At 56.5% G+C, this 20,404-nt stretch carries 16 protein-coding genes; 5 read left to right on the top strand and 11 right to left on the bottom strand.

Going from position 1 to position 20,404, the window contains the following annotated elements; genetic code table 11:
- Positions 1 to 25: 25 nt before the first annotated feature.
- Entirely contained in the window at positions 26 to 1,048 is a 1,023-nt protein-coding gene (locus BUB55_RS11465; RefSeq protein ID WP_088638563.1) for a branched-chain amino acid aminotransferase, read from the bottom strand.
- A gap of 225 nt (positions 1,049 to 1,273) precedes the next feature.
- Here BUB55_RS11465 and BUB55_RS11460 point away from each other — a divergent pair, with 225 nt between their 5' ends.
- Genes BUB55_RS11460 through BUB55_RS11445 form a run of 4 tightly spaced genes read left to right on the top strand, consistent with a single transcriptional unit; the run spans position 1,274 to position 8,134 of the window.
- A complete protein-coding gene (locus BUB55_RS11460) occupies positions 1,274 to 2,566 on the top strand; it encodes an aminotransferase class I/II-fold pyridoxal phosphate-dependent enzyme (RefSeq protein WP_073191529.1) in 1,293 nt (430 codons plus the stop codon).
- A gap of 33 nt (positions 2,567 to 2,599) precedes the next feature.
- On the top strand, positions 2,600 to 3,889 hold the full coding sequence (locus BUB55_RS11455; protein ID WP_073191526.1) for a citrate synthase: 1,290 nt from the start codon (positions 2,600 to 2,602) through the stop codon (positions 3,887 to 3,889).
- A gap of 57 nt (positions 3,890 to 3,946) precedes the next feature.
- Entirely contained in the window at positions 3,947 to 6,043 is a 2,097-nt protein-coding gene (locus tag BUB55_RS11450) for an FISUMP domain-containing protein (protein ID WP_073191522.1), read from the top strand.
- A 9-nt stretch (positions 6,044 to 6,052) separates the two neighbouring features.
- The gene (locus BUB55_RS11445) at positions 6,053 to 8,134 is read left to right on the top strand and encodes an FISUMP domain-containing protein (protein ID WP_083596998.1); all 2,082 of its coding nucleotides are present in this window, start codon (positions 6,053 to 6,055) and stop codon (positions 8,132 to 8,134) included.
- A gap of 104 nt (positions 8,135 to 8,238) precedes the next feature.
- On the opposite strand, the gene BUB55_RS11440 is transcribed toward BUB55_RS11445, so the two are convergent.
- Positions 8,239 to 11,184, bottom strand: a complete 2,946-nt coding sequence (locus BUB55_RS11440) for a glycoside hydrolase family 44 protein (RefSeq protein WP_073191516.1) — start codon at positions 11,182 to 11,184, stop codon at positions 8,239 to 8,241.
- 47 nt (positions 11,185 to 11,231) lie between these two features.
- Positions 11,232 to 12,383: a tRNA dihydrouridine synthase gene (locus BUB55_RS11435; RefSeq protein WP_073191512.1), complete on the bottom strand. Its 1,152-nt coding sequence runs from the start codon at positions 12,381 to 12,383 to the stop codon at positions 11,232 to 11,234.
- Between the two features lie 137 nt (positions 12,384 to 12,520).
- Here BUB55_RS11435 and BUB55_RS11430 point away from each other — a divergent pair, with 137 nt between their 5' ends.
- Positions 12,521 to 12,892 carry an HU family DNA-binding protein gene (locus BUB55_RS11430; RefSeq protein WP_073191509.1) on the top strand — a complete coding sequence of 124 codons (372 nt, stop codon included), beginning with the start codon at positions 12,521 to 12,523 and terminating at the stop codon, positions 12,890 to 12,892.
- Between the two features lie 85 nt (positions 12,893 to 12,977).
- Here BUB55_RS11430 and BUB55_RS11425 read toward each other — a convergent pair whose 3' ends face one another.
- The 8 genes from BUB55_RS11425 to BUB55_RS14050 all read right to left on the bottom strand — a co-directional run bounded on the left by BUB55_RS11425 (position 12,978) and on the right by BUB55_RS14050 (position 20,137).
- Entirely contained in the window at positions 12,978 to 13,679 is a 702-nt protein-coding gene (locus tag BUB55_RS11425) for a pseudouridine synthase (protein ID WP_083596997.1), read from the bottom strand.
- Entirely contained in the window at positions 13,679 to 14,614 is a 936-nt protein-coding gene (locus tag BUB55_RS11420) for a hypothetical protein (RefSeq protein WP_073191506.1), read from the bottom strand. The genes BUB55_RS11425 and BUB55_RS11420 overlap by 1 nt, the downstream gene beginning before the upstream one ends.
- Complete coding sequence (locus tag BUB55_RS11415) at positions 14,615 to 15,193, bottom strand: MlaC/ttg2D family ABC transporter substrate-binding protein (protein WP_073191503.1); 579 nt, start codon at positions 15,191 to 15,193, stop codon at positions 14,615 to 14,617.
- A gap of 10 nt (positions 15,194 to 15,203) precedes the next feature.
- Positions 15,204 to 16,565: a TolC family protein gene (locus tag BUB55_RS11410; RefSeq protein WP_073191500.1), complete on the bottom strand. Its 1,362-nt coding sequence runs from the start codon at positions 16,563 to 16,565 to the stop codon at positions 15,204 to 15,206.
- Positions 16,566 to 16,575: 10 nt separating this feature from the next.
- Positions 16,576 to 17,232 (bottom strand): lytic transglycosylase domain-containing protein, encoded by a 657-nt coding sequence (locus BUB55_RS11405; protein WP_073191497.1) that lies wholly within the window; start codon positions 17,230 to 17,232, stop codon positions 16,576 to 16,578.
- Positions 17,233 to 17,251: 19 nt separating this feature from the next.
- Positions 17,252 to 17,941 carry an STAS domain-containing protein gene (locus tag BUB55_RS11400; RefSeq protein ID WP_073191494.1) on the bottom strand — a complete coding sequence of 230 codons (690 nt, stop codon included), beginning with the start codon at positions 17,939 to 17,941 and terminating at the stop codon, positions 17,252 to 17,254.
- A gap of 6 nt (positions 17,942 to 17,947) precedes the next feature.
- On the bottom strand, positions 17,948 to 19,804 hold the full coding sequence (locus BUB55_RS11395) for a polysaccharide deacetylase family protein (RefSeq protein ID WP_073191491.1): 1,857 nt from the start codon (positions 19,802 to 19,804) through the stop codon (positions 17,948 to 17,950).
- A gap of 69 nt (positions 19,805 to 19,873) precedes the next feature.
- Positions 19,874 to 20,137 (bottom strand): hypothetical protein, encoded by a 264-nt coding sequence (locus BUB55_RS14050; protein ID WP_143153035.1) that lies wholly within the window; start codon positions 20,135 to 20,137, stop codon positions 19,874 to 19,876.
- Positions 20,138 to 20,404 lie beyond the last annotated feature (267 nt).

The raw sequence follows: 20,404 nt of genomic DNA, 5'->3' as shown, positions 1-20,404 counted from the left end.
CAATGCGCCTGCGCTCAGGATGACACTAAACATCAACCACTTCAGTCCAGCCGAACGGGTCTTCCGCTTCGCCGAACTGGATAGCAGTGTACTTCGTGAAGAGTTCCGTGCAGACCGGGCCCGGATTCTTGCCGTCACCGTAGGTGAATTCCTTGCCGGCAACCGGATCCACAATCTTCTTGATCGGGGTGATCACGGCGGCGGTACCGCATTCGGCGGTTTCGGAGAATTCAGCGAGTTCTTCGAACGGAACCTGGCGGCGTTCCACGGTGTAGCCGAGGTATTCAGCAAGCTGCTGCAAACTCTTGTTCGTAATCGACGGCAGAATGGATTCGGACTTCGGGGTCACGTAGGTCTTGCCCTTGATGCCGAAGAAGTTTGCCGGACCGCATTCGTCGATGTACTTCTTTTCCTTCGCGTCCAGGTAGATGGTGCTGGAGTAGCCGAGCTTCTTGGCTTCTGCGAGGGAAAGCAAGCTGGCAGCGTAGTTACCGCCGACCTTCACCGTACCCGTACCCTGCGGAGCGGCGCGGTCGAAGTTGCGGCTGATCATCATATCCACGGGCTTGAAACCGTCCTTGAAGTACGGACCCACCGGAGTCACGAACATCAACAGCAGGTATTCGTCGGAAGGCTTCACGCCGACTTCCGGGCTCGTACCGATGAGGAGCGGGCGGATGTAGAGCGTTGCTCCGTGACCGTACGGCGGAATAAAGCGGGCGTTGGCCTTCACCACGGTGTGGACCATCTCGCGGAACAGTTCGACCGGCGGAACAGCCATGAGCACGCGATTCGCGGTGTTCTGCATGCGCTTGGCATTCTCGTCGACGCGGAAGATACGGACCTTGCCGTCCTTACCCGTGTAAGCCTTGAGGCCTTCGAAACCTTCCTGGCCGTAATGCAAGCAGGTGGCGGCCATGTGGATGCTGATGTCCTTGGAAGAAGAAAGTTCAACCTTGCCCCACTTGCCATCGCGATAGTAGCAGCGGACATTGTAATCGGTATCGTAATAACCGAAGGGGAGCGTCTTCCAATCGACAGTGTTCAAATCAAGCATATATTCACCTTTTTGTGCAATTGTGCATTTTTAAAGGTATCGTTCGGTACCGCACAGAAAAATACAATTATAGCGGGCATTTTGGCTTGCTTTCTAGTGAAAAAAAGTCTTTTTTAACATGGCGCATCCAGCATTCTTGTTACAGAAAATGAAAACTTGAAAACTCCTCCTAAAAAAACTAAATTTGCGCGCGGAATTTTTAACAGGACCAAGGTCATGAGCTACAATCCTCTCGCCGAACAGGCAAACGCGGAACTCTCCGCAAACGGCTGCAATGTTCTCTCCATGCTCTCCGAAAGGGGCAAGGCAATCTTCTTCCCGCGCAAGGGCATTCTGGGCCAGGGCGCCGAAGCCAAGGGCTCCGAAATCAACGCGACTATCGGCACCGCCCTCGAAGACGACGGGAGCCCGCTCGTGCTCGACTGCGTGCTCAAGAGCCTGAACCTCCCCAAGCAGGCGTTCCTGTACGCCCCGAGTTTCGGCAACCCCGACCTCCGCAAGGCCTGGAAGGAACAGATTGTCCGCAAGAACCCGAGCCTAGAGGGCAAGCAGTTCAGCAACCCGGTCGTGACCTGTGCTTTGACCCACGCCATCAGCTGCGCAGGCTACCTCTTCCTCGACCCGGGTGACGAAGTCATCATCCCGGACCTCTACTGGGACAACTACGAGCTCGTGTTCGTGAACAGCTGCGGCGCGAAAATCAAGACGTTCAACACCTTCAAGGACGGCGGGTTCGATACCGAAGCCCTCAAGGCAGCCCTCGCCGAAAGCAAGAGCCAGAAGAAGGTCGTTCTCCTGAACTTCCCGAACAACCCGACCGGCTACACCGCCACCGAGAAGGAAGCGGTCGAAATCGCGAAGATCCTCACCGACTGCGCTGCCGCGGGCAACAAGGTCGTGGCCCTGCTCGACGACGCCTACTTCGGACTCGTCTACGAAGATGGCGTGACCAAGGAATCCCTGTTCGTGAAGCTGCTCGAAGCCAACGAGAACCTGCTCGCCGTCAAGCTCGACGGCCCCACCAAGGAAGACTACGTGTGGGGCTTCCGCGTCGGGTTCATGACCTTCGGTTTCAAGGGCGCCACCGAAGCCCAGCTCAAGGCCCTCGAGGACAAGGCCGCCGGTACGGTCCGCGGCAACATCTCTAACGCCCCGAGCATCAGCCAGAAGATCCTGCTCGCCGCCTACCAGAGCCCCGAATACGTGGACCAGAAGGCCGAGAAGTACGCGACCCTCAAGAAACGCTACGACATCATCAAGGAAGAGCTCGCTAGCCACCCGGAATACAAGGAAGCCTTCGAGGCCATGCCGTGCAACAGCGGTTACTTTATGTGCATCAAGCCGAAGGGCGTGGATGCCGAGGAACTCCGCCAGAAGCTCATCAAGGACTACAGCACGGGCACCATCATGCTTTCGGGCCTTATCCGCATCGCTTTCAGCGCCGTCCCGACCGAAAAGCTCGGCAAGCTGTTCGAAAATATTTATAATTGCATTTTGAAGATGAAATAATTGGCGGTTGAAACCCGCCCCTCCGGAGGATAAATGTCCGAAAAGGCAACACTGAACTATAATGGCAAGAGCTACGAACTCCCCGTGGTGGAAGGTTCCGAGGGCGAACACGGCCTCGACATCAGCACGCTGCGCAAGGATTCCGGGCTTGTCACGCTGGATTACGGCTACCTGAACACGGGCAGCACCAAGAGCGCCATTACGTTTGTTGACGGCGAAAAGGGCATCCTCCGCTACCGCGGCTACTCCATCGAAGATCTTGCCGAGAAGGCCACCTTCCCCGAGACCGCATGGCTCCTGATTTACGGAGAACTCCCCACGCAGGAACAACTCGGCCACTTCCGCACGCTCCTTACCGAGAATGCGCTTTTGCACGAGAACCTGCTGCACTTCTTCCGCGAGATGCCGCCGAGTGCGCACCCGATGGGCATCCTCAGTTCCATCGTGAACGCCGTGGGCCTCTTTACCCCGCGCTTCTACGACGACGAAAACATCGCGAGCGCCTTCGAACTCACGACCGCGGGCCTGATTTCCAAGATCCGCACCATCGCCGCCTTCGCCTACAAGGCAAGCATCGGCGAACCGTTCGTGTACCCCGAAGCCGAACGCAGCTACTGCAGCAACTTCCTCAACATGATGTTCAGCAGCAAGGCCCGCCCCTACCACCCGGACCCGATCATGGAACGTGCGCTCAACACGCTCCTGATTGTGCATGCCGACCACGAGCAAAACTGCTCCACGTCGACCGTGCGTATGGTGGGCAGCTCGCAGGCAAACCTCTACGCGAGTATCTGTGCCGGCATTTGCGCCCTGTGGGGCCCGCTCCACGGCGGTGCGAACCAGGCCGTGCTCGAAACGCTCCTGCGCATCCAGCAGAGCGGCATGACCATCGAGCAGGTGATGGACAAGGCCAAGGACAAGAAGGACCCGTTCCGCCTTTCCGGTTTTGGCCACCGCGTGTACAAGAGCTACGACCCGCGCGCCAAGGTGCTCAAGAAACTCATGTACCAGGTGTTCGAGCGCGAACACGTGCACGACCCGCTCCTGGATATCGCCATCAAGCTCGAAGAAGCTGCCCTGAAGGACGACTACTTCATCGCGCGCAAGCTTTACCCGAACGTGGACTTCTACTCGGGCATCCTCTACCGCGCCATGGGCATCCCGACGAACATGCTTACCGTGATGTTCGCCATCGGACGCCTCCCCGGCTGGATCGCCCACTGGAAGGAAATGCACGACGACCCGAATTCCAAGATTAACCGTCCGCGCCAGATTTACGTAGGCCAGACGGCAAGACCCTGGATCGATCGCGACAAGCGATAATTTCGTTTATATGTTATATTTCTTGTCATGAAAACCATGACAAGAAATATTTTTTTATTGACTGGTACCGTCCTCGTTTTGGGGCTTGCCGCCTGTAGTGATTCCAACAGCACCGAAACGGTGGAAATCGTCGAAGCCCCGGACACTCCCGCAGACTCCACCGAGAACACCCCCTCCGACTCTGCCTCCGACACCTCCTCCACAAGCGCCTCCGACTGGGAAGCCGGCGTCGCCGTCACCTATCGTGGCCACATTAGCGCAGGGCACTACAAAGTTGGGACCGAGGTCGTTGTCCGCGAACTCGACAGCGCCCTCAAGCAAACAGGAACGGTCTACAAAACCAACATTCTGGACGACCAAGGAACCTTCACCATCGAAGACGCCAAGTTCGAGTCCCCCATGGTGAGCGTCGAAGTCTCTGGCTCCATGATGTCTGTATGCAACGAGTGGGATTACCCCAAGTCCTCTAGCTTTACCATATTGGACCTCCGCATAACGAACGCCCTCAACACCAGCAGTTTTACCGACATGCAAACCATCCGGGCCAAGTTCCTCATGGAAAAAGGCATGTCCTTCAAGGAAGCCCGCGCCCAGGCGGCAAAGGAACTCAAGGAAATTTTGCTGATGGAAGAACTCCAGGAGGACTTCGAAAGCATGAACTTCGCCGACTCCAACGAGAACAACTACTACCTGCTGGCCGCTGAAGTCCTGTTCACCCCACTTGGTTCTCTAAACGAGGGCGACAAGCCCTACAGCGGAGCCTTTACCAAAGACACCATCGTTCTTTCCAGTCTCTACACCATGTGGAACTGGGCATACCGCGAAGCCACCGACCGCGACTGTTTCAAGCTCTCTGAATACTCAAAAAAATGGGGCTACCAGGTGAAGCTCAAAAAGGCGAAGGACTTTTTGGACTCACTCTGGAAGGTCAAGCTGAACCTGGGCACCTGCGATAGCGACAACCGGGGCAAGTACAAGGAATCCGCCTGTTCGCCCATCTACGGGAACAAGCAGTTTTTCCGTTGCGATTCCACAGGGTGGGCTCACGAAGAAATCTGCTCCAATGTGGACTTCGCCACGTTCTTAAACGAGGCCCCGGCAGACCCTACGCAACTGCTCAAGAGCGAGAACTGCAAAGACACCTATTATTTCTACAAGAACGATGAGTGGCACAAGGCCCAGCAGGTGGACGTCGGGCTCAAGAGCGCCTGTGTAGACAAGAACATCGGCGAAGTCCGCTTTAGCGGTAAAATGTGCTACCAGTGCGAGAGAAGTGGTTGGCTCGAACTGACCAAAGACGAATGCGAGGCAAAGCGGGCTACATGCACCAAGGACGGAGAAGTCTTTACCGGCGAATCCAGCCCCACCACCAAGTTTGTTTGCGAAGGCGATACCGCCCGCCAGTTCACTGTCAGGGAAACGGCACTAGACAAGCCCTGCACCAAGGCCTCGCCCAAGGACACCATCAAGATGGGCTACACCCTGTTCGTTTGCGATGCGGGCTCCTGGAAGTTCACCTCGGGCGACTCCGCAGCCAACGCCCTCATAGACGAACGCGACGGCAAGGTCTACCGCACCACCGGCATCGGAAACCAGCGCTGGATGGCCCAGAACCTGGACTTTGGCGACAGCGCCGCCTATCCGAACCTCAAGGGCAACATTTTCTCTACCAACAGCGACCCCATTTTGCAACTCGAAAGCCCCGGCACCCTCTACAACTGGAACGCCGCCATGAACGTGGCCACCGATTCCGGCTGGAGAGCCCCGAGCGATTCCGAAAAGGTGCACGGGATTTGCCCCGAAGGCTACCACATCCCCTCGATGGCAGAGTGGGACACCCTATTTGTTTTCGCCCAAAAGTACAAGGTGTCTAACACCGTTGGGGCAAGCCTCCGCGGGAAATCGCACTGGAACTACGACCCGTTCGACAAGAATTACAACAACGACGACTTCAACCTGTCTCTGGACGGGACGGGCGTCGTCGGCAAAGACAACAGGTATTCCGCCAACGAAGGCATAGCCTACCTGTGGACCACGGAGTCCGACACCTCAGGTTTCTCGTTCAAGTACATGACCCTGAAGGACGCCGAAATGACAAACATCAAGTACAGTTCGCCCAAGGTCAAGGCGGCCATCCGATGCGTAAAGGACTAGGGGGTAAAAATGAAAAATTCAAAATGCACAAACGCTTTCGCAAGCCTCATGGCGGCCTCTTTCGCCGGCGCCATCGCCCTTAGCGCCTGCAGCAACGACACCATATCCACCGACCGCATCGAGGGCCCCGTCAGCGAAGATTCCACGGCGGATTCCAGCAAGGACACCTCCAAAGCAGAATACAAGACATACGACGTTGCCATCGCCATCCAACGTCTAAAATTCAAAGACGAAACCGCCATCCTGTACGAGCTGGACGAATCGTTCGACTTGACTGGGAGGGAGTTCACCGAAAAAAAAGAAACCGACTCCACGTTCCTCTTTGAGGGAATCAAGCTCCGCTCGCCCTACGCTTTCATCAAAATCTCCGGGAAGGTCCAAAGCACCTACTATGGCGATGGTTACACGTCCAGCGTCATCCCCTTCGTAACCATAGTCGCCAACCTGGATAAGCAGCCCATTATGCCTTCGCAGTTGACCACCATCGAGGGCGAACTGTTAATCCAGAACCTTAAAAAAGGTGTCCCTTACGACTCCGCACTGGCATTGACCCGGGAGAGCATCCAAAAGGCCTACCTCCTCAAAGACAAGGTAAATTCCAAGGAATTTGCGGATTTCTTTGAATGTTACTTTAACTACACCGGCACTTGGCACGACTCCACGTTCACCAAAGAGGGCGAATGGAAAAACGACTCCGTTAAAGCCATGACCGCATTGCGCCACCGCGAATTGAACGACATGCAAATCAAAAATGGTTGCTTCGAAAAGAGCATCGATTTTTTTGGCGACGCATTCAAACTGGGTCCCTGTGGCAAAGACAACATAGGCGAAATCAAAAAGAACGAGTTGCCCTACGGAGCCATCAAAAACCAGCACCTTTACTGCTCTCAAGATTCAGGGTGGCTCGAAATGCCCCTTTCTTACAATGACACCGTGGGCTGGGAACCCGGCCATGACGGCGAGATCCGCAAAGGCGACTACCTCAAAACTTCCTACTACATTTACGACTCCCTCTACGGCGGCTGGGTAGATTTTTTTGATCCTGACACAGCCAAGGGACCTTGCGTCACCAGCAACAAGAATGAAATCAAGAGCACTCCGCAGGGTTACTACTACTGCAACCCCGTCCGCGACACAACAAGGATCGTCAACGTTTGGTCTTTCATCTATGTAATAGAAACGGCGCTCAAAGAAGAAAAACTCTGCAACAGCAAAAACGTCATCCTCACGGTATTGCCCGACTCGGGAACAATCCAGTTCTGCGACAGCAACGCCACGCGGGACACCACCCGCGAGCTCAGCCTTCTGGAACAGGAACGTCAAGTTACCCAGTGCGGCACAAGCGACACCCTGGTACGCGGCTCCATCGACACGACCAAGTGGTACTTCTGCACCGGAGGGGAGCTCAACAACGCAGGCGAACTGGAGCGCACCATCGGCAGAATCTGCAAAAAGGGCAACGAAGGCTACGCCCAGGTCAACTACTCCCTGTACTACTGCAACGGATTCTCCTGGAAACTTTCTGCCGACTCCATGATCGTGGACTCCTTCATCGACGCCCGTGACAGTTCCACCTACATGACCATCGGCATCGACAGCCTCATCTGGATGTCCCATAACCTGCGCTTCAAAACGGATTCCAGCTGGTGCTATGCCGACACCACCGTAGACTGCGAAACCTACGGCCGCCTTTACCGCAGGGAAGACAACATCAAGCTAAAAAAGGACATTTGCCCCGAGGGCTGGCGCCTCCCCACGCTCACCGAATGGGAGAACACCGCCGCCTTCGGCAGGTCCTGGTACCCCAAGGAACCAGATTTCAAGATTTTCGGTTCCACCAGCGGTTGGATTCAGGGTTCCCTGGATCCCCATGGCAAGGACCTCATCGGCTTTAACGCGTACCCCGCCGGAAGCCGCAACGCCAACGGCAACTTCAGCAACATCACCGAGAGCACGCAGTTCTGCACAGCAGAAGAGGACAATGACGGCAACCCGACATTCTTTATGCTGACCCGCCAAAACAAGGAGGGTTTCTTGGCAAAGACCAGCCGCAAAGCCATGTCCTGCAGCATCCGCTGCGTCAAGGAATAAAATCCGGCGCAAGCCCGTAACCATAAGACGACTCGTATTAACGAGTCGTCGTTGCGAGAGCGAATGCCTACAAGCATCCCTGCCTAAATAGGCCTGAGCTGCCTTTACCGGAGCCTTCTTAAACCCGTCGGCATCTTAACCTCTTCGCCTTCTTCCTGCAGCAGGTAGATGTTGTCGAGGCTGATGAACCCCTTGCCGCTATAACGGCCGCGGAAGGCGAAGTTCTTGATTTGCGTGGGGTCGAGCTGCGGGATAGTCTTGCCCCAGCCCTCTTGCGACATGTTCTCCCAAATGAGGGTGTCGCGTACCCAGTTGCCGTGTGTGTTCTTGAGCCGCACCATAAACTCGTCGTAGTCCTTGACCTGCTCGCTCATGATCTGCAGTTCCACGTAGCCATCGGGATTGTTGTGCGAGGTCGCGTAATCGAACACGATGCCCACCGACTTCTTGACCGCCTCGGGCAGCACGTAGTAGGCGCCGCTGTAGTTGGGCCAGCCCTGACCCTCAGGCTGTTCAATCACAAAATTGTGGCGCATATAGCCGCCCAGTGGAGGGTTCCCGTTAAACACCTTGCCGTCCATGCTCGTCGCGTTGTCGCCGTTCACCACGGGGAACCAGCTTACGGCATCGGTGCCGTTGTCAAAGTTCTCCATGACACTTGTGGTGCGGTACTTGCCGCGCACGCGGAACGGCATTTTGTACGTAATCGACTTCTTGCCCATAGCGGAGAGCGTCACCTTCGCCTCGCGCGCGGCAAGGCGAGTGCCCTCGGGTACGGCCACCTTCACATGGAAACTCTCAATGGAGGCGTTCCAAAGGCCGTCATCGGGAGTGATGTACTTGGTGAAGGTGCCGCCGGCCTTGCCCCAGTCGGGGATTTGCAGCATACCGCCGGTCAACTGCCCGTTCTCCTGGGTCGCCGTCATAAAGATGTCCAGGGTGTCGCCCACCAAAAGCACCTTCTTTTCGAGGGCAGCGGCAACCACCTGCGGTTCCGCAACAGCCGCGGCACGCGGGTTGATTTGCACCACGGCAACGCCAAAGGCGGGCACGGTCACGTCGCGGGACTTGGACGGGTTAATACGGCGCCCGCTCGGGCCCATCTTGGGGTACGGAAACGCGTCCTTCTGGTCGCCCTGCCACTTGAACTGGTCCGCGCCAAACACGTCCACCTCGGTACGCACCAAATCGTTGGCGCCGCTCTTGCGGTCCACCTGCACCACCTGCGGCGCATCGGTCATGTTCACCAAAAGCACGCGGGCGCTGTCGCCCTTGCTAATGGCGTACGCCTTCACGTTCTCAGTAGTCGAGGCCGCGGGCACCACGGCAAAGCCATCCTCCAAAAAGCGCTTGAACATCATGTACACGCCAAAGTACTCGGCGGTGGGCTCCAAGCTCTTCCAGCGGTTCCACGAGCCCTCCTTCAAAAGCGCCGTCATGCTGATGGTGCCCCAGGTTTCGTCCGGGCCCTTGAAAATGCTGCCGAAGGCGTCCCAGGGGAGCACCTGCAGGCGGTTTCCAAAGCGCACCGCGTATTGCGCAAAGATGTTCGCGACTCCCGCCGCCTGCGGGTAGTCCATCCACCACTGGCTTCCCTGCACCGAGGTACTGAACTCCGAGAGGAATATGCGGCGTTCGCCTTCCAGGTACTGCTTCATCCAGCTATCGAGCGTATCGAGGTTGTGGCCCACGTCCAGACTCGCCTTGAGCATATCCGCAGGGTTCAGGTTGTCGGGCGCCCAGTACGGGTAGGTGTGCATGTCCAAAACGTCCAGGTAGCGTTTGCCGTCCTTCTTCTCGGCCTCGCCCACAATGCGCAAGAATTCCGCCATCCAGAAGTTGCCATCCAAAAGGCCGGCCCCTTTCTCACGCATCTTGTGCGTGCTGAAGAGCGGACCGTGTATCAGTATCGTCGGGTCCTCGCTCTTCAGGGCACGGGCATATTCCAGGAACCTGGTCGCGTATTGCCGTGCCGAAAGGGGCCCGGACTCTTCCCACTCGCCGTCCAGTTCGTTGCCAATCTGCCAGTTCTTGATGTTGTACTTTTTTACTTTGTTCGCATAACGGAGCCAGGCGACCGCCTCTTTTACGTTGCCCGTGCCCGCGTTCACGCAAATCACTGCGCGAGGCGCCAGTTTCGCGGCCTCGCCCTCGGTCGCGCCGTAATTCGGGAAAGCCTTCATGTAGTCCATGAAAGTCTCAAAATCCCACTTGATGTCGGTCCAGTCGGTACGTGCGCGGTCCCCCTTCCTGGTGGACATCGCAAAAAACTTGTATTCATTGCCCGAGAGCAGGTCCGAACCCTCGCCATATAAACGCATCTCCGAAATCTGCACGCCCGCGCTCGGCAAGTCCTGCGTCTTGAAACGCACCGCCAGGTAGCGCGCCCTCACGTCCGCAAACTTGTACTTGGAAGTCGAGCCCGCGACCTTCACCGTGCCCACCGGTTTCAGTTTGTTCTCCAGATTCTGGTGCACACCGGGGTACGGCGCGTAATCTTCGGTCCAATAGGCGAGCTCAAACGCCTTGGGGCGCAGCTTGCCCCAGTCAATCGCGATGGAGTCGAGCGCCTTTTTTTCGCGGAACTCGATCACCACCCAGGGAGGGTCCGCCGGGTCAAGGATCTCGCCCCACCAGATGGTCGAGGAGTCGCCGTCCGATAGGTGGCTACGACGCACAAAGCCCCAGTTATCCTTGGTCGTGCCGCGATAAATCGTCTCGCCCAAAAATCCGCGTGCCCACTTGGTCTCGTCGGCCACCCACACGCCCGTCTCGTCGTACTTGCCGATTCCGTTCCAGTGGTAGTCGTTGCTCAGGCTCCCGTTGGGGAAGCGGAAAAAGTTGTAGCCGCCGTCCACCAAGGCGTCCTTCATGTCGTCATAACGGCTGGGCGGGTTCCAAATCGCCAGGTCCGCACCCATCATGTGGTCCTTGCTGATGACGATGCCCGGCTGGGTATCGTCCACCGTGATTACGTTCTGTGCCGCAAAGCCGGGCACCGTGGCAGCCGCCAAAATGGCGAGGGAAATTAACTCAATGGCTCGAATCATGCATACCTCAAAAAAAACACTCTGTAAATATATATTCAACGTGGCTTTCAACGGCCTGCAAACTGGTCGCCAAACTTGAGTTCAGTTTCCTTGGCGCCGTTCAAGTTCACCAGGCGTTCCGGCTCAAAAACGAGGTCTCGGGCAACGCCCTCCCTTAGAGACTCCAGGTTGTCGAAAAACTCCCCGGCAGTACCGCTCCTGAGCAATGTCTGCCGAATATCCATCGCCGACTCCGAGAACCCCTTGCATAGCCTCGCGGCAAGCTGTTTGAGCCTCCCGAGCGCCCCGAGTTCGGTCACCCCGTCCTCCATCTTGAACCTGTAGTAAAGCGGGAACACGTCCAGCGCCTCGGTCGCCGTCATCACCCGCGCAGGCTTACCTTCCCAAGCATCGGCGATCTGCCCGAATATCCACGGGTTGTGCATGGCGCCGCGGCCAATGGACACGCCGGACACACTGTAGTTTTCAATCCGTTCGCGGGCGACCTCCACGCTGTTCACGTCGCCGTTCCCGATTACGGGAATCTTCGCGGCTGCAGCGACTTTCCCAATCCAGTCCCAATCGGCGAGGCCATTGTAGCCCTGCAGGCGGGTGCGTCCGTGCACCGTGAGCATCTCCACGCCCTCGCCCTCCGCGATTTTCAAAGTCTCCATCACGTTGATGCTATCGCTGTCCCAGCCAATGCGACATTTGAGGGTCAGGGGCAAGTTCACATGCCCCTCCGTCGCCGAGGCGTCCAGCGCCGCGCGCACGTCGTGCAGAATCTCCTGCAGGCGCGGCAGGTCCCGCAACAGCCCCGAGCCGCTCCCCTTGCCCGCCACCTTGGGCGCCGGGCAGCCCGCGTTCACCTCGATGTAGTCCGGATGCAGTTCCTCGGCAATCTTTTTGGCCGCAGCCGCCATGCGGTCGGGGTAGCGTCCGAAAATCTGCACCCCAAAGGGCCGCTCTTCGGGGAAGAACTTCAGCTGCTTATGCCCTTCTACCCGGAACGCCGCGTCGCCGTCCGTGGGCACGAACTCCGAAACCAGGAGCCCCATGCGGTCGCCCGAGAGCACCCGGCACAGCCTGCGGAAGGGCGCGTCGGTCACCCCGTCCATCGGGCTTAATATGGTGTTGGGGAACACGTCCAAGTCGCGTAACTTGAACTTTACCCGCCTGGGAATACGCCCGTTTTTTAAACTTTCAACATTTTTCAACATTCAAACCACATTTATCCACAAAATGTCCTCAGCGAGAGCCCGAAAAATTTATTTAATTTTAAAAAGAACCCTACTCTAACTCTATGTTAAACTTATATTTAAGCCATCAAGAAAAATATTAACCCAGTGTTTTTATTGTGCCTAATATAACAAAACAGTATCTTATTCAAGAAATCGCCAAGTCCACTGGATTTGTGCGCAACGATATTAAAACCGTCGTCGAACAGTTCCTCGGCCTCGTCGGCGAAAAACTCATCGACGGCAACACCATCGAAATCCGCGGTTTCGGCACCTTCGCCTGCAAGCCGCGCAAAGCCCGCCCGGCCCGCAATCCGCGCACCGGCGAGACCGTCCTCATCGAAGAGCGCATGGTGCCCACCTTCAAGTTCAGCAACGACATCAAGGACAAGATCAACGGCTTCGACACCATCCTTGCCGACGCCGAAGTCGACACCGAGGCGAGCGAACCGGTTGTGGTGGATGCCCCGACCGACACCGAGTCCCGCTAGTCCGCAACAAAACTTTGGATAGAGAACAGCCCGACATCTGAGGATGCCGGGTATTTTTTATGGACAGTCTTCAGTACATCAACAATTAAAAAGACGCAACTTCTGCGTCTGTCAAAAAACGCCAGCCGCCCTTGCCGAGCGTCGGGTCCAATTCCAAATTGCCAATCGAAATGCGCGTGAGAGTCTCCACGTGGTTCCCCACCGCGGCAAACATGCGGCGCACCTGGTGGTACAGCCCCTCGCCAATGGTAATCACCACGGAGCCCGCCTCCTCCTCGATGGCGCGCGCCAGCACCGGGCGGCGTTCGTCCTTGAGCATCACGCCCTTCAAAAGTTCCGCCTTTTGCGCCTCGGTAAACGGGCGGGCGAGCGTCACGCGGTAGCGCTTGAGCACGCCCTTTTTGGGGCTCTCAATTTTGTGGATAAAGTCGCCCTGGTTGCTCAGCAAAATGATTCCTTCGGAATCGGCGTCGAGCCTGCCCACCGTCTGGATTCCCATGGCGGTAAAACGGTCGGGCAGCAGCGAAAAAACCGACTGGTGGTCGCGGGCGTTGTGGCTGCACTCCACGTCCTCGGGCTTGTGGAGCATCACGTACAGTTTTTCGACCGTGGACACTTCCTCGCCGTTCACGGTAATTGCCGCCGGGCGTTCCGCAAACTCCATAAAGGGGTCCTCAACCACCTGGCCATCGAGTTCCACAAGGCCCATGCGCACCAAGGCGCGGGCTTCCTTGCGGCTGCCAAAGCCAATGGAGGCAAGCAAACGATCCAAAGTCAAAGCGGGCATCACTCCTCCACAATCCAGCCGAGAATCTTTTTACGGATGTACCCCAGCTCGGGCATTTCACCCGTCTTAAAGTAACGGGCGCGACGCCGCCAAAACAAGAACAGCAGCACACCCACATAATAAACGAGCATCAAAAGGAGCACCAGAACGCGGCACAGGTTCAGGCGCGAGAGAATCGCCCCCTGCGCATGCAGTTCCCTTTCGTGCGTCCAGTCCATGCGAAAATCCCACGCCCCGAGGTACGGGAATCCCTTGAGCACGCCGTTGAGCGCGGCCCCGTAGCCCATGATCTGGTAGTCGGCGCGAATTCCCTCCACATAGCAATCCACAAACTGCAGGCCCAAGGTCTTCACCAAAAGCAGCAGCGCCCCCTTCAGGTAGCGGAACGCGCGGGCATCCAGTTCCGGCGTCAACACGATAGTCCAGAATTCCTCGTCCGTCAGCTTGCGCTTTTCCTTTTTCCCAGGCGCAGATTCTTTTGCAGAGGCGGGCTCCGGCGCTTTTTTCTCGGAATCCGGTGCATTCTTCACAGGTTCCGGCGCGCTCTCCTTAGCGGGTTCGGTAGGCTCTTGTTTTTTGACGGGCTCTTGTTTTTTTGAGGTCCCGGCCTTGGGCTGCCTCCCGTTAGAGTCTACCGGCTTTGTGGCCACATACGTCGGCATGTACGCCTCGTCAACGTCGTCATCGTCGTCCACGTCGGCGTCCGCATCTTTTTTCACATCCTTGACGGAGTCTTCTTTTTTCTCGTCCTTGGCAGGCTCTTCCTTTTTCCACTTCTTTTCGCCGGTCCACAAAAGTTTTTTGTACAAAAACAAACGCGCCAGCGCGCCCTTCTCCCCCGCTTCAAAGTCCAGCCTGAACGGGACGGGGAAAAAGAGTACCACCAGCGCTAAAACGCAGACGACGACCAGCAGCCAAAAAAGGACGCCACCCATCTACTTCTCGGCTTCGTCAGCCTTTTTGCTAATGATGTCGATGAGTTCGGCAAAGCTCTTGGTCTTGAGGATCTGGCCGAACTGGTCCTTGTAATTGCGAGCCGTCGAGAGGTCGTCAATCACCAGGTCCCAAGCCTTCCAGTTGCCGTTCACCACACTCATCTTGTATTCGAGCACCGACTCCTTGCCCTTGTACCACAGGTGCGCCACCACGCGGGCCTCGTCGGCGCCCTTCATTTTGGCGGGTTCGTAAACAGTGGAATCGGCGCGGTAGAGTTCCAGGCGCTTGGCGCTGGAATTGCGCACCATGCGCTGGAATTCGGCAACGAACTTCTTTTGCGAGGCCTCGTCCTGGGCTTTCCAATCGCTAGACGAGAGGGACTTTTTCGCAAGCAGTTCAAAGTCGAACGAATCGTTCAAAAGCGACTTCACGCGCTCCGTCTCCTTGGCGTTGCGGCTCGACTTCTTGATGAGCGCCTGCAGTTCCGCGTCCTTCTTTTTGATAGCGGCCACAGGGTCATCTGCGGCAAAGGCGACCAAAGACGCGCAGGCAACAGCAATCATTAACTTCTTAAGCATAGCACTCTCCCTATTTTACATACTTGGATTGGAACTCGGCCAGCGACATTCCCATCTTGGCGATCAGTTCTGCAAACTGGACGTTGTAGTTGCACACGGCAAAGTAATAATCCTTTTGCAGGGTCACGTTCTGGGTGTACGCCGAGACCAGCGCCCCCGTCTTGGACTTGTCCAAATCGTACTGCATGGCGGCACCCTTCAAAATGGCTTCCGAAGCCCGTAGGCTCTCCTTGAGGGCATCCATTTTCTCCCGCGCCGCCTCCACCTGGTAGTATTGTTCCTCGGCCTTGGCAATCAAGCCGTCGGCGGCGTACTTGTCCTTGAGCTGCAGCCCGCGATACTCGGTGCGGGCGCTGCGGAAATCTTCCCAGTACTTCCAAAAGTTCAGGCGGTAGCGGAGCCCAATGCCAATCAGGCCGTCCAGCTTGTTCACGGCGTCCTCGGCAAAGGCGTCCTTCTGCATCACGCTGCGGTTGCCCGCCCAGCTCTTTACGTACTCGAACTCGCCCATAATAAAGAACTCGGGCGCAAGCTTCGCCTCGGCAAGGTCCATTTGCGTGCGGCGCGCCAAAAGCCCAGCCTGCAGCTGCTTGAGTTCGGGGTGGTTCTGCAGAGTCAGGTTGCGCACCTCGTCCAAAAGCGGGAGCGGTTCCGGCCGCGGCTGCAAAACAGTGTCCTCGGCGACAAACACGTCGCCGTCGTCCAAGCCCAGCGAAAAGCGGATGGCGAGTTGCACTCGTTTCATGCCAAGGTCAGCCTCGGTGACGCCCTCCTTGACCGTGTGCATTTTCGCCTTCAGGTTCAAAAAGTCCATCTGGCTCACGTTGGGGTCGTCGTCGTCCAGCGCCTCCTCCATTTGGTCGTAGGCCTTGTCGACCTGCTCCTTGGCGGCGGCGGCGAGCTTTTGCATCTCCTTGGCGAGCAAGTAATTGTAGTAGTACGTCTGGAGCTCCACGTCCTTCTTGTGGACTTGGTTCTCAATGGAGTAAGTCTTTTGCTGAAGGTCCGCCTCCAAAGCCTTTTTGCCCGCGCGGTACTGCCCCAGGTTCAGCGGTTGCACAAACTTCGCCTGCACACCCCAAAACGGGCCCATCTTCGAAAAGTCGTAGACGCTCATCGTGTCGCCCTCGCTGTCGATTTCGTCGCGAAGGCCCGGGGCGGGCCCCACCATCATCGAAACATTGAACGTGGGCAAAATCGCCTCCGCCTTCAAAGCGCGGATCTTGTTCTTTTTGGCGTCAGTCCCGTAGCGTGTTTCCGCCAAAACGGGGTCATTGTTCAAGCCCGCTTCCACAAAATGCGCACAGTCGTAGCGGACCTCGCCCGCATACGCCAAAGCGACCAGCAAAAATGGAAGAAGACTCCTAATCATCAACCTAAATTTACAAAAAAGAAAGGTGCGCCAAATCCCAATACTTTGAAATTACGCGCTCATAGTAACGCGTCGGCAAGGCTTGCCCCTTTTCGAGCATCCTGTCGACGGCCGAATGCCCCAGGTTGTAGGCGATCAAGGCGTCCTTCCAGCTGCCGTACTTGCCAATGAGGCGAATCAGGTAAGCAGTCCCCACGGTCACGTTGATCTCGGGCTTGAGCAAGTCCTCCGAGGTGTTGACGCGGAGCCCAAAGTGCTGCGCCATCTTTTGCGCAGTCTCGAGCTTGATCTGCATAAGCCCCAAAGCTCCCGACGCCTTGCCCGACTTCATGCGGCCGCGCGCATTGGGATTGCCGTGGCTCTCTTGCGCCACCACCGCCAAAATCAAGAGCGGGTCCAGCGAATACGACCGTGAAATTTGCCAAATCTGCTCGGTGAGTTTGCGGCGCGCCTCGGAATCCAACCTGTTCTTGGAGAGGTGATCCACCACCTTGTCTATTTTCACGTAATCGATGGTCCACTTGCCCCAGGTGTCCAGCTGCTCCAAGTCCCCGCGGAGTTCTGCCTCCTGCTTGGCGAGTTCGCCCAGTTCCCCGTTGCGCATGTGCCAATAGCCGACAAAAGCCGCAATCGCAAGCGTCAACGCAGCAAAAACAGCAATGGTCAACCAGGAGGAAATTTGCAGGTTATTTTTCACGACGGGTATTCTCCAGGTACTCCAAGTACGATACCCAATCTTGAATGACGCCAAAGGAACTCAGCATCGAAGTGTCTTGCACCACGCCCAGCTTGCGCAAGGGGCCAATCGACGATTCCAATTTATCGATTTCGCGAATGTAGCGATCCTTTTGACTTTGCAGCGCGATGATTTGCGCCTGCTTGTCGGCAATGTCGCGCCCTTGCGCCGCAATAATCATAAAGAGCGAAATGGCGCAGCCCACAATCATCACGATCACCGCGATGGCGACCGCCGGGCTCAAGCGGAGTCCCGTCTTTTTGCCGTAGTGAACGCCCACCTGGCTCAACTGCTTCATGAGCCCGGATTCCTTGTAAGCGGAACGGCTCTCGTAAATCTCGAAAATGTTCTTGTACTTGCTAAAGTACTCCTTTTGCTCTTCGTTGCTAAAAACCAAAATGAGCGACGAGTTCTTCGCCTTCACGCGGTCCAGCACCTCAAGGAACAAATCCAGGTACTCGTTGGTCTTAAAGCGGGCGCGCTCCACATTCAAAAAGAAAAACACGCCCGGGCCGTCGGTGAGCATCTCTATTTTTTCGCGGACGGCGGGCAACTGGAAAACGCCAAGCGAACCCGAGAGGGTTATCTCGACATCGTTGCCAAAATCTTCCACCTGGATGTTAATCAAATCTGCACTCATCGGTCATCACTTTTTTATTACAGACAAATTAACCTTAAATTCAAGTTCCTCGGTCACTTTCAAGGCCGTGCGCCAGAAGGGGTACACGCAAATACCTTGGAAAACCTCTGGAGCCGCCGACGCCGTAGCCCCGAACATGGAGCCAATAAAGAGCGACGCCGGCTTGTCGAATTTCATGTGGATGGTACAACCCAGCGCATAGTCCTTAATGGCGAGGGTCGTCGCCTCGGGGTAAACGAACGGGGCCTTCTTGTCCCACTTGACCGCTTCGCCGTCAATCGTAATGCCAATACCGTTGCTGTTCTCGAGCACGCCGAATTCAAAGAGCGTCCCAAAATAGCACTTGGATTCCACATAGGTGGAATTCATCACCTTGTAGTTCGCGCTAATGGCCGCCTCGGAGCTGTCGAACTCAAAGGACTTTTTAACATGGAATACACCCTTCTTCTCGCCCAGGGTAAAGCCCTGCTCTTCCAAAAGTTCCACGCCCGCACCCGAGTCGCCCCGCTTGATCTGGTAATCGAAGGGTTCGGCCAGCATGTTCTCGCGGCCCGCCAAGTACTGCTCAATCTTGGTCGCGCCCATGTCAGCATTGGGCAAAAGGCAATCGAGGAACGCCACGGTGGGTTCACCGTCGTCACGCCAGGCGTTGAGCAAGTTGAGAGGAGTCGGCTTAAAGTACAGGGAACGCAAAATTCCGCCCGCATAAAAATCGAGCAGACACGAGAAATCGCGGTTCTCGAGCACAATCACCTTGCGCCCGAGCAGCAAAAAGTCGCACACATCAAAGCGGAAACCCGCAAAGTCGGTAAGGCGGTCCAGTTCTTTGGCCGCCGTGACCAGGTAACGGTACGCCCACTGGCGCACGTTCAAACTCTGCATGCCCTCGTTGTTGCACAGATCCCTAAAGAATATCGGTGACATCACCGGCATCAGTTTTTCGCAAAAGGCGTTGAACTTCTTGGGTTCCAGCGCCACCTTGGCGCGGCGGTACAGACTCAAGAACGATTTTTGCAGCAGGTTGATCTCGGGTCTGCGAATCAGCATCTCACGGCAGCTGCGCGCCGTCGAAGGGAGGCCCAGCTTATGCCCCGCCGAGATCAAGTAGCTGAGTGAACCCTCGGAGTTCAGCTGGTTCACCGCGTAGCCCACGGGCCAAGTCTGCACGTCGTTCGTCTCGACAAAGTCCACCAGACGTTCAAAGAAGTGTACAATCTCGCTCGGGTCGGGCGGCAAGTTCAAAAGCACAACCGCCGAACGGCCGCCACGGCAATACGGTTCCGCAATGTGCATCCAGTTCAGGTCGTCATTCTCTATCGCCTTGGAGAGCGTGTCGGCCACAGGGACAATTCGCACAAAGGAGGCCTTATCCTCGATGGTGAACCATCCCGAAACGGGCGTCGAACGCCCCAGCGCGTCTTGGATGGCGGCCTCGCTCACCAGGGCGTAGTCAAATCCAGCCCGTTCAAGAACCGCGGTCATCCCCATCTCCCACACCAGGGAGGAATTGTAGAAGCCCTGCGGCTCCACGTCAAAACACTTGTTGAGCAGGCTCTTGTGCGTGTTCAACTGCATGGACTGCAGTTCTTCGGGGAAAAACGAGAGCATGGGGTCGTAAAAGCCGCCGCCCAAAAATTCGAGCACGCCTTCGCGAATGCCGCTCTTGATTTTGCCAAACATCAAAGGCTTCGCCACCTTGCGCAGCGCCTCGATGGTAGGGCCGTCCATGTACACAGAGCACTTGACATTTCCAGAGTTCAGCAGCACGTCAATGCCGTCGAGCACGTTGCGTGCGACCGCATCGAGATTCTCGTAAGCCGTGGAGGGCGAAAGCTGCAGCACAAAGGAAATGGTCGGTTTCATAAAAAGAAGAATAGCAATTTTGTGCAGGAATGAGTACGCGGCGAAAGTATTTGGAGGCTAGACATTCGCCTAAAAACCGACATGCAACAGCAGGCCGCCGTCGGGTTCACGCAGGTTTATCGCCGGCGCGATGCCAATTTTGTACCGTTCAGCCTTTTCCATATAGCGTTTGCCCATTTCCCTTTGCTCTGACGAGCCAAAAATATCGGAAACTCCCAATCCGAAGGTAAAGGGAACTACAGTTAGCAATGTTCCTATGCCAAAAGTTCGCCCCGCTATAGCCGTTCCCAGGTGGTCGTAATCGACAGCGAGGGCAACAGCACGTGCGAGCAAAGTGACAAGCGGGTATAAAAAAAGCCCCCCACGAGGTTTACCTCATGGGGCTGTGAGCCGCAAGCGACTCGTACTGACGAGTCGTGGGGCGACCTTTGACCACTTGGCGCTTCAGCGCTTACGTGGGCATGGCCACCTTTGCGGGGAGAGCGAGCCGTAGGCGGAACGGTACATAAAAAAAGCCCCCCACGAGGTTTACCTCATGGGGGGCGTGAATCCAGCGGCGCCCTACTCTCCCGGGCCCGGAGGCCAGGTACCATCGGCGAA

Source organism: Fibrobacter sp. UWP2, assembly GCF_900141705.1.
Taxonomy (GTDB): Bacteria; Fibrobacterota; Fibrobacteria; order Fibrobacterales; family Fibrobacteraceae; genus Fibrobacter.
This window is presented reverse-complemented; position numbering and strand designations above follow the sequence as displayed.